The organism is Kitasatospora sp. NPDC057965, from assembly GCF_042887135.1.
Classification (GTDB): domain Bacteria; phylum Actinomycetota; class Actinomycetes; order Streptomycetales; family Streptomycetaceae; genus Kitasatospora.
This window is the reverse complement of the sequence record NZ_JBHVPZ010000016.1, coordinates 111731-126880: the sequence shown is the minus strand read 5'-3', so window position 1 is coordinate 126880 and position 15150 is coordinate 111731. Positions and strand designations below refer to the sequence as shown.

Below are 15150 nucleotides of genomic sequence, written 5' to 3'. Positions count from 1 at the left end.
ACTGCATCACGGATGACGCGAGTTGGCGTAGTGCCGGAGGAACAGCGCCTCGACGTGGGCCATCTGCTCGATCTCGCCGGGGTCCACGCTCTCGTTGGGCGCGTGGATGAGGCAGCGCGGCTCCTCGACGCCCATCAGGATGATCTCGGACTCGGGGAAGGTCGCGGCGAACACGTTGCAGAGCGGGATCGATCCGCCCTGGCCGAGGAAGGACAGCGGCCGGCCGTAGACCTCCTGTGCGGCCTTGTCGAGCGCCGCGTAGGCCGGCCCGCCGGTGGCCGCGCGGAACGGCGAGCCGACGCTCTCCGGCGTCACCTCGACGCGCACGCCCCACGGCGCGGCGGCCTTCAGGTGGGCGGTGAGCGCGGCCTGGGCGGTGCGCGCGTCGGTGCCGGGCGGGACGCGCAGCGAGACCCGGGCCCGGGCGGTGGCCGGGACGGCGGCGGCGGAGCCGATCACCGGCGGGCAGTCGATGCCGAGGACGGTGACGGCGGGCCGGGCCCAGAGCCGGTCGGCGACGGTGCCGGAGCCGGTCAGCCGGACGCCGTCCAGGACGCCCGCGTCGGCGCGGAACTGCTGCTCGTCGTAGCCGACGCCGCTCCAGGTGCCGTCGTTGTCCAGGCCGTCGATCCGGGTGCCGCCGTCGGCGTCGCGCAGCGCGTCGAGGGCCCGGATCAGCGCGGCCAGCGCGTCCGGGGCGGGGCCGCCGAACATGCCGGAGTGCATGTCGCCCTTGAGCGCGGAGACGGTGACCACGACGTTGGTGACGCCGCGCAGCGAGGTGGTGGCGGTGGGGACGCCGACCGCCGCGTTGCCGGTGTCGCAGACCAGCAGCGCGTCCGCGTGCAGCTCGCCGGCGTGCGGCGGCACATAGGCCTCCAGGCCGCCGGTGCCCTGTTCCTCCGAGCCCTCGACGACCAGCTTGAGGCCGACCGGCAGGTCCTCGCCGAGCGCCCGCAGCGCGGTGAGGTGCATGACGATGTTGCCCTTGCAGTCGGCGGCGCCGCGCCCGTACCAGCGGCCGCCGCGCTCGGTGAGCTCGAACGGCGGAGAGGTCCAGGCGTTGTCGTCGAGCGGGGGCTGGACGTCGTAGTGGGCGTAGAGCAGGACGGTCGGCGCGCCGGGCGGGGGCGGGCGGTGGCCGACCACGGCGTGGCTGCCGTCCGGGGTCTCCTCCAGGTGGACGTCGCGCAGTCCGGTGTCGGCGAAGGCGGCGGCGACCCACTCGGCGGCCCGGCGGCACTCCTCCGGCGGGTACTGGCGCGGGTCGGCGACGGAGGGGATGGCGACCAGCTCGGCCAGGTCGGCCCTGGCGCGCGGCATCAGGGCGGCGATCCGGCGGGCGAGTTCGTCGGTCATGGGGTGGGGCTCCCTTCCCGGGTCGGCGTCAGTTGCGGACGGTGTCCTCGAGCTTGAGCTGGTCGATCTTGTCCTTGACGGCGGCGAGTTTCTCCGGGCAGTACACCGAGAGCACGATCGTCTCCGCGAGGATCACCTCGCGGTCGGAGAGCACCGGGCGCTGGCCGGGTCCGTCCGCCCCGGTGGACATGCCGTACTTCCACTGCGCCTGCTGCAGCGCGCCGGCCGGATCGGCGCAGACCGCGCCGCCGTCCTCGCCCAGGGTGTGCACGATCTGGTTCTGCGAGGGCACCGGGTAGCCGGCGGCGGTCAGCGCCTCGGAGAGCTGCTTGGCCTTGCGGTTGGCCTCGTTGGTGTCGTGCAGCTGGGTGTAGGTGAGCAGACCGGTGATCAGCATGCCGACCAGCAGGACGATCGCGCCGAGGTAGATCCAGCGGTGCCGGGAGGCCATCAGGCTGCGGGTCATGACGCACCGCCCTCGGCCGGGCCCTCGGCGCGGTGCAGCTCGGCGGCCTCCTGCGCGGCGAGCTCGGCCCGTGCGTCGGGTGAGCGCCACTCCGGCTTGCGCAGCCGCAGGAACAGGTACGGGATCAGCAGCCCCAGGATCACCAGGCCGCCGCCGACGATCGCCACGTACGACCAGGCCGAGCCGCTGCCGAACTGCGAGGAGGGCACGAACCCGATCGCCATCGCCGCCGCCGAGGCCACCAGACCGGTCACCGAGATCGGCACCAGCGCGGGTGCCCGGTAGCCGCGCGGGTGGTCGGGCCGGGTGCGGCGCAAGCGGATCGCGGCGGCGAACATCAGCAGGTAGACGATCAGGTACACCTGCGTGGTGATCACCGAGAAGATCCAGTAGGCGCTGGAGACGTTGGGGATCAGGGCGTAGGCGAGGGCGATGACCGTGGTGATCACGCCCTGGGTGACCAGCAGGTTCTGCTGGACGCCCTCCTTGTTGAGGTGCTGCAGGAACGGCGGGAGGTAGCCCTCCTGGCGGGAGATCATCAGCAGGCCCTTGGACGGCCCGGCGAGCCAGGTGAGCATGCCGCCGAGCGAGGCGGAGACCAGGGCCACCGCGATCACCGGGGTGAGCCAGCCGATGTGGAAGTACTGGAAGAAGGCGTCGAAGGCCTGCATCACGCCGGCCGTCAGGCTCAGCTCGCTGGACGGCACCACCCAGCTGATCGCCAGCGCGGGCAGGATGAAGATCGCGAGCACCATCCCGGAGGCGGTGAACATCGAGCGCGGGAACTCCCGGGCCGGGGCGCGCAGCGAGGAGACGTGCACCGCGTTCATCTCCATGCCGGAGTAGCTGAGGAAGTTGTTGACGATCAGCACCAGGCTGGCCAGGCCGGCCCACTCCGGGAACAGGTGCGCGGCGTTCATCGGGGCGGCGGAGCCGTTGCCCTGGCCGAGGAAGACGAAGCCGAGCACGACCAGCAGCGTGCCGGGGATCAGCGTGCCGATGACCAGGCCCGCCGAGGAGAGGCCGGCCACCGCCTTGGTGCCCCGGGAGGAGACCCAGACGCCGGTCCAGTACAGCACCATGATCACCAGCGCGGTGTACGGGCCGTTGTTCGCCAAGGAGGGGTTGACCACGTAGGCGATGGTGGAGGCCACGTAGGCGAGCAGGGACGGGTAGTAGAAGATCGTCATCGCGAACTGGCACCAGACGGCCAGGAAGCCCAGCGGCTTCGACAGGCCCTCGGACACCCAGCGGTAGACGCCGCCCTCCCAGCCGGACGCCAGCTCCGCGGAGACCAGCGCGGTCGGCAGCAGGAAGACGACGGCCGGGAGCAGGTAGAGGAAGACGCAGGCGAGGCCGTAGACCGCCATGGTCGGGGCGGAGCGGAGGCTGGCCACCGAGGCGGTGGTCATGAAGGCGAGCGTCAGCCAGGACATCCGGGGGGCGTTCGCCAGCCGGGTGGCCGCCGCGCCGGCGTGTTCCCGGGTGGCCGCCTCCGGCCCTCCGCCTCCGCCTCCGCCGTCCGGGCCTGGGCCTGCGCCTGGGCCCGTGCCTGGGCCCGTGCCTGGGCCTGAGCCGCCAGGACTGCCCTGGCCGGACGACGGTATGTCCATGGAACTCATGCGTCCTCCTGGGGTGGCCCGTCGGCGCTGGGCCGTACCCGGCCAGTTCACCCGGTTGGCGCGGGAGCCGCATGCGGCGTGCACCCGCACGGGTGAGCGGGCGTCAGGAGGGCGGGTCGGCCGCGGGTCGGCTCAGGGGGTGGGTGTTCCCACGGGCGCCGCCGTCTGCTCGGGCCAGGCGGAGCGGCGCAGCGACCGCCCGGCCGTCGCCGCGGCCAGGCCCGCCGTGAGCAGCGCGGCCACCGCGCCGAGCGCCGTCGCGGGGGAGAAGTGGTCGAGCAGCAGTCCGCTGCCGACCATCCCGGCCGGCATGCCGACCGTGAACAGCGTCAGCGTCGCGGAGATCACCCGGCCGCGCAGCGCGTCCGGGACCCGGCTGAACACCAGCAGGTCGATCATCACCCGCAGCGTCGGGATCCCCAGGCCCACCACGAACAGCGCCGTGAAGACGGTGACCGGCCCGCCGGGCAGCAGCGGCGCGAGCATCGTCGGGACGGTCAGCCAGGACACCGCGAGCAGCAGCACCCCGGGGCCGGCCAGCCGGTGCAGCCGGCTCACCAGCAGCGCGCCGGCCAGCGCCCCGACGGCTTCGCCGGCCAGCGCCAGGCCGATGCCGGCGCTGGAGGTGCCCTGGCCGCGCAGGATCACCATCACCGGCAGCAGCATCGCGGCGCCCGCGACGTTGATCAGCAGGACGACGGCGAGGATCGGGCGCAGCAGGGCGTTGCCGGCCAGGTAGCGGTAGCCGGCCAGGGCGCTGCCGGTGGTCCCGTCCGTCCCGGTGGCCCCGTCGGTCCCCGTGGTCCCCTTCATCCCCTTCGTCCCGGACTCCGGCCCGCCCGGGAACTTGACCACCAGCGCGGCGGTGAGCGCGAGCAGCGAGGCGACCGCCGTGCCGATGAACGGCGCGCTCCGGCCGAGGCCGAACAGCGCGCCCGCCAGCGGCGGCCCGACCAGGCCCGCCCCGCTCATCCGCGCCTCGTCCTGTGCGAGTGCCTGCCGCAGCTGCTCGGGCGGCACCACCGAGCGCACCGCGATCAGCCGGACCGGGCCGGTGTACGCGATGGTCGCGCCGATCACCACGGCCACCAGCAGGGTGTGCGCGACGGTCAGCCGGTCCAGCGCCATGGCGAGCGGGACGCTGGCGCAGGCGGCCAGTCGGACGGAGTCGCCGACGATCAGCAGCCGGCGCCGGTTGTAGCGGTCGGCCGCCGCGCCGCCGTGGATGCCGAAGAGGACGGCGGCGCCGATCTGCACGGCCCCGAACGCTCCGGCGAGTGTGGAGGAGCCGGTGAGCGCGAGCAGCAGCAGCGGGTACGCGGTGTCGGCGATCTGCAGGCCGAGGGTGGCGCCGGCCTGGCCGGCCCAGAGTGCCTGGAAGCGCCAGTTGCGCCGCAGCGGGACGGGCGGCGCCGCGTCCGGGGCCGCGTGCGGGGTCGCGGTGTCGGTCTTCATCGGTGGCCTCCCCCTCGTCGCCACTCACTCACCATGGCGTCATCATTCACGAATGCGTGAATGATGACGGGAATGTGACCGCTTGCGCAAGGGTGAACGCGCGATTGCCCGGGTCCACGGCCATCTGCGAGGGTGGGCCCGTGGTCGAGAACGTCGAGAACCCCGAGAACGCCGAAAGTGCTGTGAGCGCTGTGAGCACCGACGGAGCGATGGTCGCCGCCCCCGCGGTCCTGAAGGAGCGCCGGGTGGAGGACGCCGCCACCCTCAAGGCCCTGGCCGACCCGCTCCGCCTGGCGATCCTCGACGTCCTGATGGCGGCGGGCGACTCCGGCCCGCTCACCGCCAAGGAGATCGCCGCCGCGCTCGACGAGCCGCAGACCAAGCTCTACCGGCACATCAAGCAGCTGGAGAAGGTCGGCCTGATCGGCGTCGCCGGCACCCGGCTGGTCTCCGGCATCGTGGAGAGCCGCTACGCCCCGGCGCAGGCGTCACTGCGGGTCGCCCCGGAGATCTTCGCGCCCGGCTCGCCGACCCGGGTCGACGCCTACGACGCCCTGCTCGCCGCGATGGACCGCGTCCGCATCGACTTCCGCGCCCACGCGGTGGCCGACCGCATCGACTTCGGCACCTCGCGGGAGGCCGGTGCGACCGGCCTGCCGGGCATGTTCTCGCACTTCACCTACCGGCTCACCCCCGAGCGGATGCGCCGGTTGCGCCGTCAGCTCGACGCGATCTTCGACGAGTTGGGCGCCGAGGGGGAGAGCGACGCCGAGGACGCGGTGGAGGCGACCCTGTTCACCCTGCTCTACGGCGTCCGCCCCGAGCAGGGGACCGACTCTCGGACTGATACCCGACCGGGCACGGAATCGTAAACGTCGGGCGGACTGTCGGTGCCATGGTTCACGATGACTTAATGTCATACGAACTTCAGGCGCTGATCGGCCCGGCGGAGCTGGTCGCGGTGGCGGCCGCCGAGGTTTCGGCGGCCCGCTCGCGACCGCTCGCCCAGGGCCTGGCGCTGATCCCGGCCACCCCCGAGTTCCTGGCGGCCCTCCGGTTCGGCGACGAGGAGCCCGCTCACCCGGGCGCCGCCGGCTTCCACTGGTTCTCCGTCGGCCTCGAACGCCGGCTCGCCGCCTGGTCCAAGGCCGGCCCGATCGCCTGCGTGGAGGCCGACTTCTTCGGCGGCACCGGCACCCAGCGCGCCGCCCTCTGGGCCGACGGCCGCCTCGCGCTGGGCCCGTTCACCAGCGGCGAGCCCGGCCCCTTCCCGCCCGAGGGCAGCCCGATCTCCCGCGTCCTGCGCCACCTCGGCGTCCACCTCCCGGCCGGCACCGCCGACCGCGACGAGTTCGACGCCGTCGGCCTCGCCGCCCACCGCACCACCGCCGCCTGGGCCACCCCTGACTGACCCCCGGCGAACGCCCCCCCCCGCGAACGACGGCGGCCCCGGTCGGAAGCCCTTTCCAGAGCTCCCGGCCGGGGCCGCCGCTCGGCTCAGCGGTAGTTCACGTACTGGATCGCGAAGTCCAGGTCCTTGCCCTTGAGCAGTGCCTGGACGGCCTGCAGGTCGTCACGGCTCTTCGAGCTCACCCGGAGCTCGTCGCCCTGGACCTGGGCCTTCACGCCCTTGGGGCCCTCGTCACGGATGATCTTCGCGATCTTCTTGGCATCGTCCTGGGAGATGCCCTCCTTCACGTCCGCGAAGATCTTGTACTCCTTGCCGGACAGCTGCGGGTCCTTGGCGTCCAGCGCCTTCAGCGACAGACCGCGCTTGATGAACTTGCTCTGCAGCACGTCCAGGATGGCCTTGACGCGCTCCTCGCCGTTGGCCTTCATCTCGATCGTCTCGCCGGAGCGCTTGATGTCGGCGCCGACGTTCTTGAAGTCGAAGCGCGTGGAGATCTCGCGGGAGGTCTGGTTGATCGCGTTGTCGACCTCCTGCCACTCGACCTTCGAGACGATGTCGAAACTGGAGTCGGCCATGGGTGTTGGTCTCCTTGATGTTCTGGCTGCACTGAGGCGGCCCGCCCCACCGGGCGCCCGCCGCCCCAAGCCTATCCAGCCCACCCCCGCCCCCGCCCGGGACAGCCACGCCACACCCGTCGATCCCGCCCCACGGAACCGGGTGGCGAACCACCCCCCGGCATCGGGTAAGGTTTACCCAGTCGAACGGGGCAAGCCCCCGGGAGGCAAAAATCCTGGCTGGTTGCCCGAGCGGCCAAAGGGAGCAGACTGTAAATCTGTCGCGCAAGCTACGCAGGTTCGAACCCTGCACCAGCCACAGGATAGAGAAACAGCCCCTGACATGCGGAAACGCACGTCAGGGGCTGCTTTCGTCTATTCGAACACTCGCGGCGCCCCTGTGGCCGTTTCGCGAGGTTTGTCCCACCTGTTCCCGCCCGGATCCCGACGCTGACCAGCGGTTCCGGACCAGGCTCGGACCAGGGTCAGCCGGGCCGGCGCTGGAGGCGTTCGGCGATCAGCCGGTTGGCGTGGTCTTCGTCACCGTGGATGCACTTCGCGTAGACGCGGAGAAGGACGGCGATGCTGTGCCCGGCGCGCCGCGCGCACTCGGCGGGCGCCACCCCGGAAGCCAGCCACAGGGAGATCCCGGCGTGGCGACCGTCGTAGGGACGCTTCGCGAGCGGGGTGGCCTGCTCGTCCGGGCTCAGCACCTCGGCCCGGGCGGCGGCCCAGACCACTCCGTAGCCGCTCTCCTGCACCATGCCGTCGCGGAAGGTCCGGAACAGCCGGCCGTCCGGCGCCGTGCCGTACTCCTCGATGTGCTCCCGCAGCAGCTGCACCAGCTCCGGCGGGATCGGGACGGGCCTGGTGGCCTTCTCCGCGCGGTGCTTCAGGCCGCGGGGGTCGTGCGAGGCGCCGGTGTCGGTCCAGGCCGACCCCACCCGGGGGCTGTTGCCGTTGAGGTTGAGCTTCCCCCAGCCCTCCGCGGGCAGCACGCACCGGTCCTTGCGGAGGTGGACGACCTCTCCGGGGCGCATCCCGGCGTAGTAGATGCACCCGAAGAACGCCACCAGCCGCGGTCCGCGCCGACCCTGGCGCCGGACCGCCTCCAGCATCGCGGCGGCCTGCTCCGGGCTCATCACGTACTCGGGGTCGACCTCCTCCTCGACCTGCGGCGGCTGCCACTGGACCAGCGGCAGCGGATTGGCGGTCAGCAGCCCGTCCTCGACGGCTCGGCCGATGACGTGGTGAAGGATCCGGCGCTTGCGGAGGATGGTCGACGCGGCGGCCTTCGTGCCGTCCAGCTTCACCGACAGCGCAGCCAGCAACTTGCGGACCACCTTCGGGTCCTCCAACGCCGAGACGTCCACCGAGTGCCGCGCGACCCACGCGAGCGCCTTGGCGACCTCGGCCGGCGGCTCCTCGGTCCACCGGTTCACGTTGAACGCCCAGCCGTACAGCGCCCGCCGGACGACCCGCTTGTCCGGCATCCCGACCTTGCTGCTGACCAACTCGAACGTCACGCTGGCCAACGCGTCGGCCCACGTCGTCCGCGTCTTCGCCGGAGCCCCGTCCCACCGGGACTCCACGTAGTTCCGGCCGTGCTGGTACCAAGTGACGGCGTTCTCCTCCTGCTGGCGCTTCCGCAGCTCGGCCAGGGGCAGGCCCGTCTCGACGTCGAACGGCTGGTGGGAGGCGACGGCGACCAGCAGCTCGGCCTTCCTGCCGTCCGCCTGGGTCTTCGTCAGGTACGACTCGGAGAACTCCCGGCCGGCCACGGTCCACCGCACCATCCACGGCGTCCGCCGGTCCGGCCGGTGGCGGTGCTCCCAGAACTTCACCCTGTACGAGGTGGGCATCAGGCGGCGACCTCCTGCTCGGCCCACCACGCGTCGAGGGCGCTGCGGCGGACGCGGATCTGGTTGTTGGGGAGCTTCATGAGCTTCGGGCCCTTCCCCCGGGCGACCATGCGGTAGAAGGCGGAGCGGGACATCTCCAGCTCTTCGAGCACCTCGGCGAGCTTGAGCTTCGGGTCCTGCGTGGCCATGGCGGCGACTCCATCGGCGAGTGCGAATGGTGGTTGCGGAGTGTTGCGGGCCCTCTCGCGGACGGGCGCGGAGGGCGGAAATCGTCAGGGATGTCAGGACAAACCGCTGGCCTGCGACTTTGGATCCGGGCAGGGCGTCAGGGGTTGTCAGGGCTGTCAGGGGATCTCGGTTATCCCTGACAGCCCTGACGTTCCCTGACGGGCCGTCCAGAAGTGTTTCTGCTGGTCAGGGCTTTGTCCTGACACTCCTGACGGTCACGTGATCGTTTCCGTGTCCGTGGGGGTGCTCACGGCCGGGTGGACGCGGTAGGTGACGGCCTGCGGGCGGCCGCGCTGACCGCCGGCCGGGGGCTGGTCGGCGCGGAGCCAGCCATGCTGTTCGAGCAGCTGCAGGGCGGGCTCGACGTCCGCGACCTTCTTGTACCGACGGCTGCTGGCGACGGCGTCGTGGGCCTTGATGTGGGTGCGGTGGGTGCCATCCCGCTTCGGCCGCTGGAGCCACTGGAGGAGGGCGTGGGCGTCCTCGGTGGCGGGGTCGGCGGCGATCAGGTCGAACACGGCGAGGGTGTGCGCGGTGTAGTACTCGGCGATCTCGGCGGCCCGCTCGACGGTGGCGGCCTCGACGGGGGCGCGCCAGTCGCCGGCCGTGTGGTCGGCGAGGTGGAGCAGGACGGCGAGGCGGGCGATGTGGCCGACCAGCTTGCCGGCCCAGTCCTTGATGTGGGCGAGCGGCTCGTCCGGACGGAGCTGGACCTCGAACCTCTCCTGCAGCTTCTCCACGGCGAGGTCGGCGGCCTCGGTCATCGTGACGGTGACCGGCTCGTCGAGGGCCGTGAGGGTGTGCAGGAGCGCGGTGAGGCGCAGGTCGTAGGCGGAGGCGACCTGCTCCGGGACGGGGGTGGTGCGGATCTTGCGGTAGCCGAGGTTGGAGGGCGGCAGGGAGTACAGGAAGCGGGCGAGCAGGCCCCGGTCGCGGGCGCCGGGGGCGGCGCCGAGCTCCTGGAGGACGGCGGGCTGCGGGGTGACGCCGATCGTCAGCGCGGGCTTGTCGACGGTGGGCTGCTCGCGGGTGATCCGGTCGGCCTGCAGGCGTTCGCCCTTGTGGGCCTGGAGGAAGACGCCGAGGTTGGGCTTGCTGCTGTAGCGGCCGACGATGCTGTCGAACAGGTCGCCCTCGGGGGAGAGCGCGGCCAGGCAGCGGTGCACGCCGAGCTGGTGGGTGACGGTCTCGGGGGTGATGTCCCCGGACAGGGTGAGGCGCGGGCTGGGCGGCACGACGATCTCGTCAGCGAGCATGCGGGCGCCGGCGATCTCGGCGACCAGGTGGGCGCGGTCGAGGTCGGGGTTCTTGCGGGCCTTGGCCATGAGCGCGTCGACCTCGGCGAGCGCGGTCTCCTTCGCGGTCTCGGCCTCGATGATCCGGGCCCGGGCGGAGGCGCGCAGTTCGTCCTCGACGCGGTAGATCGGTGCGGTCATGAACGCGAAGACGTCGGACTTGCGGCTGGCCGGGGGCATGGCGCAGACCAGGTAGAGGTTCGACTGCTCGCGCCAACCGGGCCGGATCTCCACCCCCACCCGCCCGCCGGCGGCCGTCGAGAGCGCGGCGAGGGACATGGTGGCGGCCATGTCGGGCGGCGTCTGCGTGAACTCAGCCACCGCCTCCACGTAGGCACCGACCCACGCCGGGAGGGCGTGGACGGGGAAGGTGGGCAGGGTGCCGTGGGAGCCGAGCGGGACGGGGGCGAGCCAGCTCTCCCCGGTGGCGAGGTCGGCGAGCGCTGCCAGGGCGGCGGCGCGCACGTCGTCCAGGTCGGCCTGGCCGTCGCCGGCCATGTGGGCCAGGCGGCTGGTGGCGGTGTTGATCCGGCGCCGCTCGGCGGCCGCGCGCACGATCTCGGCGTAGTAGTCGCCGTTCGCCGCGGTGGGGGTGGCCTCGATACACGTGTGCAGGTAGCCGGGCCCACCGATGCGGCCGAGGTCGCCCTGCGCGCGCAGGACACCGGTCAGCAGCAGCGGATCCACCGGCCGCTCACCGCCCGCCATGCGGGTGATGGCACGCCAGATCGTCTCGTGCGCGGGGTGGTAGAACGCGCCCGGGTCGCCGAGCTGGGCGGCCAGCGCGGGGATCTGGACAGGGTCGAGCAGGGCTGCGCCGATGACGGCCTGTTCGGCGGCCTTGACCTCGGAGGGTTCGGGCCGGAACGGGATCACGTTCGGGTGCGCGGACTCAGCGCTCAAGATGGGCTCCTTTCGTACGGAGCAGGGCGGCCCGCACCCGGGCGGTGCCGGGCGCGGGCTGTGAAAGGAAGGGAGGTCAGAAGAGGGAGTTCGGCCCGGCGGCCTGCCGGGCGGCGAGGACGGCCTGCCACAGGCCGCCGGTGTCGCCGAGCGGCGGGGTCCGCTCGTTCACCGCTTGTCCCAGTCGGGCAGCTGGTGGTGGTCGAGCCAGGCGAACGCCGAGGTGGTGCGGGAGCGTTCGCGGACCTCGGTGTCCGCGCAGGGGACGCTGCCGGGCAGCACGTGCGCGTCGGTGAGGCTGGCGTGCAGGCGGATGCCGTGGGGCACGCAGGCCTTGGTGGAGGTGCCGTGGCGGTCGAGGACGGTCACGGCGTCGCGCGGGCCCTCGCAGGGGCCGGCGTCGCCGAGCAGGGTGGCCTCGCAGACGGGCTGCGGGGCGGGGGTGTTTCCGGGCATGCTGGTCCTCTGGTCTCTACGAAGGGATCGGAACGCCCCGCACCAGCCGTCTCTCTGCCAAGGTCGGCGGCTGGTGCGGGGTTGGTGTTGCACGGGGCTGGCTCAGCCCTGGTCCGTCTCGCAGGTGCCGTCGCAGTCGTAGTAGCCGCAGCCACCGCACTCGGGGCAGTCGTCGTACGCGACGGTGAGGACGTCGCACGCGTCGTCGTCCCAGGCCTCGTTCTCGTAGCCGCCGCCGGATCCGTGGCAGCCCTCGCAGATCTCGGTGTGACCGGGCTGCGGGCCGGCGGCCCGCTCCTCCTCGGCGCGCCGCTGGTCGTCGGCGACGTCGAGGGCGATCTCGAACGCCTTGTCCTCGGCGCGGGTCGGCCTGTCGACGTCTCCCTCGTTGGCGTAGGCGTCGTACGGGTCGTCGTGCTCGGCGGCCATGCGGCCTTCCTTTCAGACGGCGGGGCGGCGCGGAAGGTGCTCGCGGCGCGCTCCGTCGGCCCCTTCCCGGGGCGGTGTGGTCGGGGGTGTAGTCGAGCTGTGGTCGGGGATGTGGTCGTGTGGTTTTCGCAGGTCAGAGCACGAGTGTGGTCGAGCCGGAGGGGGCTTGGGCGGGGCGGGGGAGCGGGGCCGCGGAAGGGGCCGAGGAGGCCGCCGGCAGCCCCCTGTCCGGAGAGCCGGACGGGGGCTGTGGGGCGGTGCTTCAGGCGGCCTCGGCGGGGGTGTGGTCGGGGACCGCGTGGGCGGGCAGGCGCGGGGGGTGTCCGAGGTGGGCCGTCAGGCCCGCCGCGGTGAGGCCCGGGGAGATCGCTTCGCCGACCCGCACGCGCTTCTCGACGGGGAGACCGGCGGCCCTCACGGCGGCCCCGAAATCGCGGGTGCTGGCGCCGGGGTAGCGGCCGTGCCGCTGGAGGCTGGCGAGCACCTCGGAGAGGAGCACCTTCCCGGCCCCACCGTCGCCCTGCGCGCGCAGGGCGACCATGTGCTCGACGGTGGCCGCCAGTTCGGCCGGGCCGAGGGTCGGGGAGACCCCCGGCTCGGCCTGCTCCTGGTCGTCGTCGGCGTTGTCGGCGGCCGGGTCGCCGACGTCCTCCCCGGTGCTGGCGGTGCGGGTCTTCACGGGGGAGGGGGCGTGGAGGAGGGCGGCGATCCACCAGCCGCCGAGTAGCAGGCCTATGCCGGGCTCGATCAGGGGGCGGGCGAGGGACCAGACGAGGGGACCGCCGACGATCAGCAGCAGGGCGGCCGCGCCGGCGGTGTCCCCGAACTTGCCGCGCTTGGCCTTGCGGTCGGCCTTGGCGCGCTCCAGCGCGACCTGGCGGGCCGTGACCTCCGCCGCTTCCTGGGCCTGGATCATCGCGGCGCGCTTGGCCGCGTCGGGCTCGCCCGCGAGCTTCTTGGCGAACGCGGCCTCGGAGGCCTCGGCGGCCAGGGCGGCGATCTGGTCCTGCTTGGCCTGGAGCGCGGCGGCCTCGGCGCGACGCTCGCGCTGCGGGGCCGTGAGCCGGCGGATCAGGACCGGGGTGCCGGTCATGAGGCCGGTGACGGGCCAGGCCAGGGTGGCGACGATCCGCAGGCGGTGGCCGGCGGTCGCGCGCTCGGTCGGGAACAGCTTCTCCGGAATCAGCTTCTCCATGGCTCAGGCCACGACCGAGGTGAGGAGGCTGCTGAGGAACGAGCCGGGGATGGCCCACAGTCCCCCGGCGTAGACGAACAGGGAGGGGCTGATGGCGCCGAGGAGGGCGTCCTTCCACGCGCGGGGCGCGAGCCCGAACACCGCGATCGTGGCGATGGCGGCGGTGGCGCCGGGCTTCCACTCCCCGATGGCGGGGTTGCCCTGGAAGGCGTCGTTCAACTGCTGGCCGATGGTGGGCAGTTGCTGGAACGCGGCGCCGGCGTTGGCCGCGAGCAGCCCGATGCCGTAGGACCAGTAGGGGACGTTGTCCGGCTTGACGTCGATCTTGTTCTTCCCGCGGATGCCGACGTAGAGGTAGAAGGTTGCGACGGTGGCGGCGCCGCCGCTGCCCAGGGCGATGAGGCTGCTCATGGTGGGTGTGCTCCTTCAGCGGTAGAGAGGGAGGGCGGCGATGGCGGGGCCCAGGCCGAGGGCGACGGCGATGCCGGAGGCGACCGGGACGCGCAGGACGACCAGGAGCGCGAGGGGTCCGGGGCCGCGGACCTCGGAGACCCGCAGGCGGCCCCCGTCGCGGGCGAGCAGGTCCAGGCCCCAGCCGAAGGCGGCCAGCAGCAGGCCGACGAGCGGCCCGCCGGGGCTGATCAGCGGCACCAGGCCGGTGACGTAGCCGCCGGTCGCGCTGATCGCGGTGAGGGTGCACCAGCGGCGGAAGCGCCGGGTGCGGTCGGACGGGGCCTTGGCGCGGGCGGCGCGGCGGCGCCGGCGGCGGGCCCGGGTGGCGGCTTCGCGGCGGTCGGCGAGCTGCTGGCGGCGGTGGCGGCGGGTGCGCTGCTCGGGGGTCTCCCCCCGGGCGGCCAGGACGGCGTCCTCCCTGGCGCGGGCCCGCTGCCGGTCCAGCTCCTGTTCGGCCTGGCGGCGGGCGGCGCGCTCCTCCGGGGTCTCGCTGATCCGGTCGGCGAGCAGGTCGACCAGGCCGACCAGGTCGTCCCGACGGTGGTCGGGGGTGAGGATCTGCTCGACGCGGTGGCGCTCGGCGCGCTGCTCGGGAGTTTCGCCGGCGGCGGCGAACTGGGCGTCGCGCAGGGCGCGCTGGGAGTTGATCAGGGCCTCGTACTGGACCTGCTCGCGGGCGTGGCGCTGGGCCTCGGTCTCGGTGAGGAGCTGGCCGACCTGCAGGCCGACCTGCGAGGCGATGTGCGGGACCTGCTCGGTGAGGATCCGCCCGACGGGGGCCCAGAACGCGGCCGCGGCGGCCTCCATGGACGGCCGGGCGGCGCCCTGGTCGCCCTGGGCGGCGCCGAGCGGGACGGGGGTGTGTACGGGGGTGGGGCCGTCCTTGCGCCACCACTCCGGGGCGTTGACCGGCTCGGCGGCGGCCGGGCCGGCCGGGCCCGGGGGCGGGACGGTCGGCGGCGCCGAGGGCATCGGCGGCACGGTGGGCCGCGGCGGGGCCGGCGGCGTGGGGGCGGGCCCGGGAGTGGTGGGGGTGGTGTAGGCGGCGAGCCTCTGCAGCAGGTCCGCGAGGTCGTCGTCCCAGTCACCGGGCGGCGGGGTGGTGGTCACCGGTTCCACCCCCCGCAGCGGGCCAGCAGGCGGATGCAGTAGTAGGTGAGCGCCGCGTCCCCGCTGAGCAGGAGCAGGCAGATCAGGTTGCCGATCACGTGCGTTTCTCCAGGTCAGGAGAGGCGCGCACCCCGCACACGGGAGGGTGTGCGGGGTGCGCGCCTCGGGCGGTCAGCGGCGGCTGAGCTGGTTGTTGCTGTGGCTGGTGCGCGGGGCGTTCAGCGGGCGGCCGTTGGCGCGGGCCTCGTCGTAGTCGGCGCCGGTCCAGGTCCGGCCGTCGGCGTCGACGTGGTCCGGGGTGTCGGTGCGCGTGCTGGGCCGGGACTCGGAGCGGCGGGAGAGGAGGGCCATC

At 73.3% G+C, this 15150-nt stretch carries 16 protein-coding genes and 1 tRNA gene; 3 read left to right on the top strand and 14 right to left on the bottom strand.

What is annotated here, in order from left to right; genetic code table 11:
• Window positions 1-6 precede the first annotated feature (6 nt).
• The 4 genes from ACFVVU_RS21855 to ACFVVU_RS21840 form a co-directional block, all read right to left on the bottom strand.
• Window positions 7-1359, bottom strand: a complete 1353-nt coding sequence (locus ACFVVU_RS21855; protein WP_387791618.1) for a dipeptidase — start codon at window positions 1357-1359, stop codon at window positions 7-9.
• Window positions 1360-1387: 28 nt separating this feature from the next.
• Window positions 1388-1825, bottom strand: coding sequence for a hypothetical protein (locus tag ACFVVU_RS21850; RefSeq protein WP_387791616.1), 438 nt, complete (start codon window positions 1823-1825; stop codon window positions 1388-1390).
• Complete coding sequence (locus ACFVVU_RS21845; protein WP_387791614.1) at window positions 1822-3261, bottom strand: APC family permease; 1440 nt, start codon at window positions 3259-3261, stop codon at window positions 1822-1824. The genes ACFVVU_RS21850 and ACFVVU_RS21845 overlap by 4 nt, the downstream gene beginning before the upstream one ends.
• A gap of 318 nt (window positions 3262-3579) precedes the next feature.
• Entirely contained in the window at window positions 3580-4902 is a 1323-nt protein-coding gene (locus ACFVVU_RS21840) for an MFS transporter (protein WP_380682237.1), read from the bottom strand.
• Between the two features lie 191 nt (window positions 4903-5093).
• Between ACFVVU_RS21840 and ACFVVU_RS21835 the strand changes: the two genes are divergently transcribed.
• Complete coding sequence (locus tag ACFVVU_RS21835; RefSeq protein ID WP_387791612.1) at window positions 5094-5774, top strand: ArsR/SmtB family transcription factor; 681 nt, start codon at window positions 5094-5096, stop codon at window positions 5772-5774.
• 41 nt (window positions 5775-5815) lie between these two features.
• Window positions 5816-6313 carry a hypothetical protein gene (locus tag ACFVVU_RS21830; RefSeq protein WP_380682239.1) on the top strand — a complete coding sequence of 166 codons (498 nt, stop codon included), beginning with the start codon at window positions 5816-5818 and terminating at the stop codon, window positions 6311-6313.
• Window positions 6314-6399: 86 nt separating this feature from the next.
• On the opposite strand, the gene ACFVVU_RS21825 is transcribed toward ACFVVU_RS21830, so the two are convergent.
• Entirely contained in the window at window positions 6400-6888 is a 489-nt protein-coding gene (locus tag ACFVVU_RS21825; RefSeq protein ID WP_380682240.1) for a YajQ family cyclic di-GMP-binding protein, read from the bottom strand.
• 217 nt (window positions 6889-7105) lie between these two features.
• Here ACFVVU_RS21825 and ACFVVU_RS21820 point away from each other — a divergent pair.
• A tRNA-Tyr gene (locus ACFVVU_RS21820) sits at window positions 7106-7186 on the top strand.
• Between the two features lie 166 nt (window positions 7187-7352).
• On the opposite strand, the gene ACFVVU_RS21815 is transcribed toward ACFVVU_RS21820, so the two are convergent.
• The 9 genes from ACFVVU_RS21815 to ACFVVU_RS21775 form a co-directional block, all read right to left on the bottom strand.
• Window positions 7353-8729 (bottom strand): tyrosine-type recombinase/integrase, encoded by a 1377-nt coding sequence (locus ACFVVU_RS21815; protein WP_387791611.1) that lies wholly within the window; start codon window positions 8727-8729, stop codon window positions 7353-7355.
• Window positions 8729-8917: a helix-turn-helix transcriptional regulator gene (locus ACFVVU_RS21810; RefSeq protein ID WP_387791610.1), complete on the bottom strand. Its 189-nt coding sequence runs from the start codon at window positions 8915-8917 to the stop codon at window positions 8729-8731. Before ACFVVU_RS21810 ends, ACFVVU_RS21815 begins: the two co-directional genes overlap by 1 nt.
• Before the next feature lie 255 nt (window positions 8918-9172).
• Entirely contained in the window at window positions 9173-11155 is a 1983-nt protein-coding gene (locus ACFVVU_RS21805; RefSeq protein ID WP_387791609.1) for a DUF3987 domain-containing protein, read from the bottom strand.
• A 168-nt stretch (window positions 11156-11323) separates the two neighbouring features.
• Window positions 11324-11611 carry a hypothetical protein gene (locus tag ACFVVU_RS21800; protein ID WP_387791607.1) on the bottom strand — a complete coding sequence of 96 codons (288 nt, stop codon included), beginning with the start codon at window positions 11609-11611 and terminating at the stop codon, window positions 11324-11326.
• A 102-nt stretch (window positions 11612-11713) separates the two neighbouring features.
• A complete protein-coding gene (locus ACFVVU_RS21795; protein WP_387791606.1) occupies window positions 11714-12040 on the bottom strand; it encodes a hypothetical protein in 327 nt (108 codons plus the stop codon).
• Window positions 12041-12302: 262 nt separating this feature from the next.
• Window positions 12303-13235, bottom strand: coding sequence for a hypothetical protein (locus ACFVVU_RS21790; protein ID WP_387791605.1), 933 nt, complete (start codon window positions 13233-13235; stop codon window positions 12303-12305).
• 3 nt (window positions 13236-13238) lie between these two features.
• Window positions 13239-13646: a hypothetical protein gene (locus ACFVVU_RS21785; RefSeq protein ID WP_376086213.1), complete on the bottom strand. Its 408-nt coding sequence runs from the start codon at window positions 13644-13646 to the stop codon at window positions 13239-13241.
• A gap of 15 nt (window positions 13647-13661) precedes the next feature.
• Window positions 13662-14798 carry a hypothetical protein gene (locus ACFVVU_RS21780; protein ID WP_387791603.1) on the bottom strand — a complete coding sequence of 379 codons (1137 nt, stop codon included), beginning with the start codon at window positions 14796-14798 and terminating at the stop codon, window positions 13662-13664.
• 171 nt (window positions 14799-14969) lie between these two features.
• The gene (locus tag ACFVVU_RS21775) at window positions 14970-15149 is read right to left on the bottom strand and encodes a hypothetical protein (RefSeq protein ID WP_387791602.1); all 180 of its coding nucleotides are present in this window, start codon (window positions 15147-15149) and stop codon (window positions 14970-14972) included.
• Between the last annotated feature and the right edge of the window lies 1 nt (window position 15150).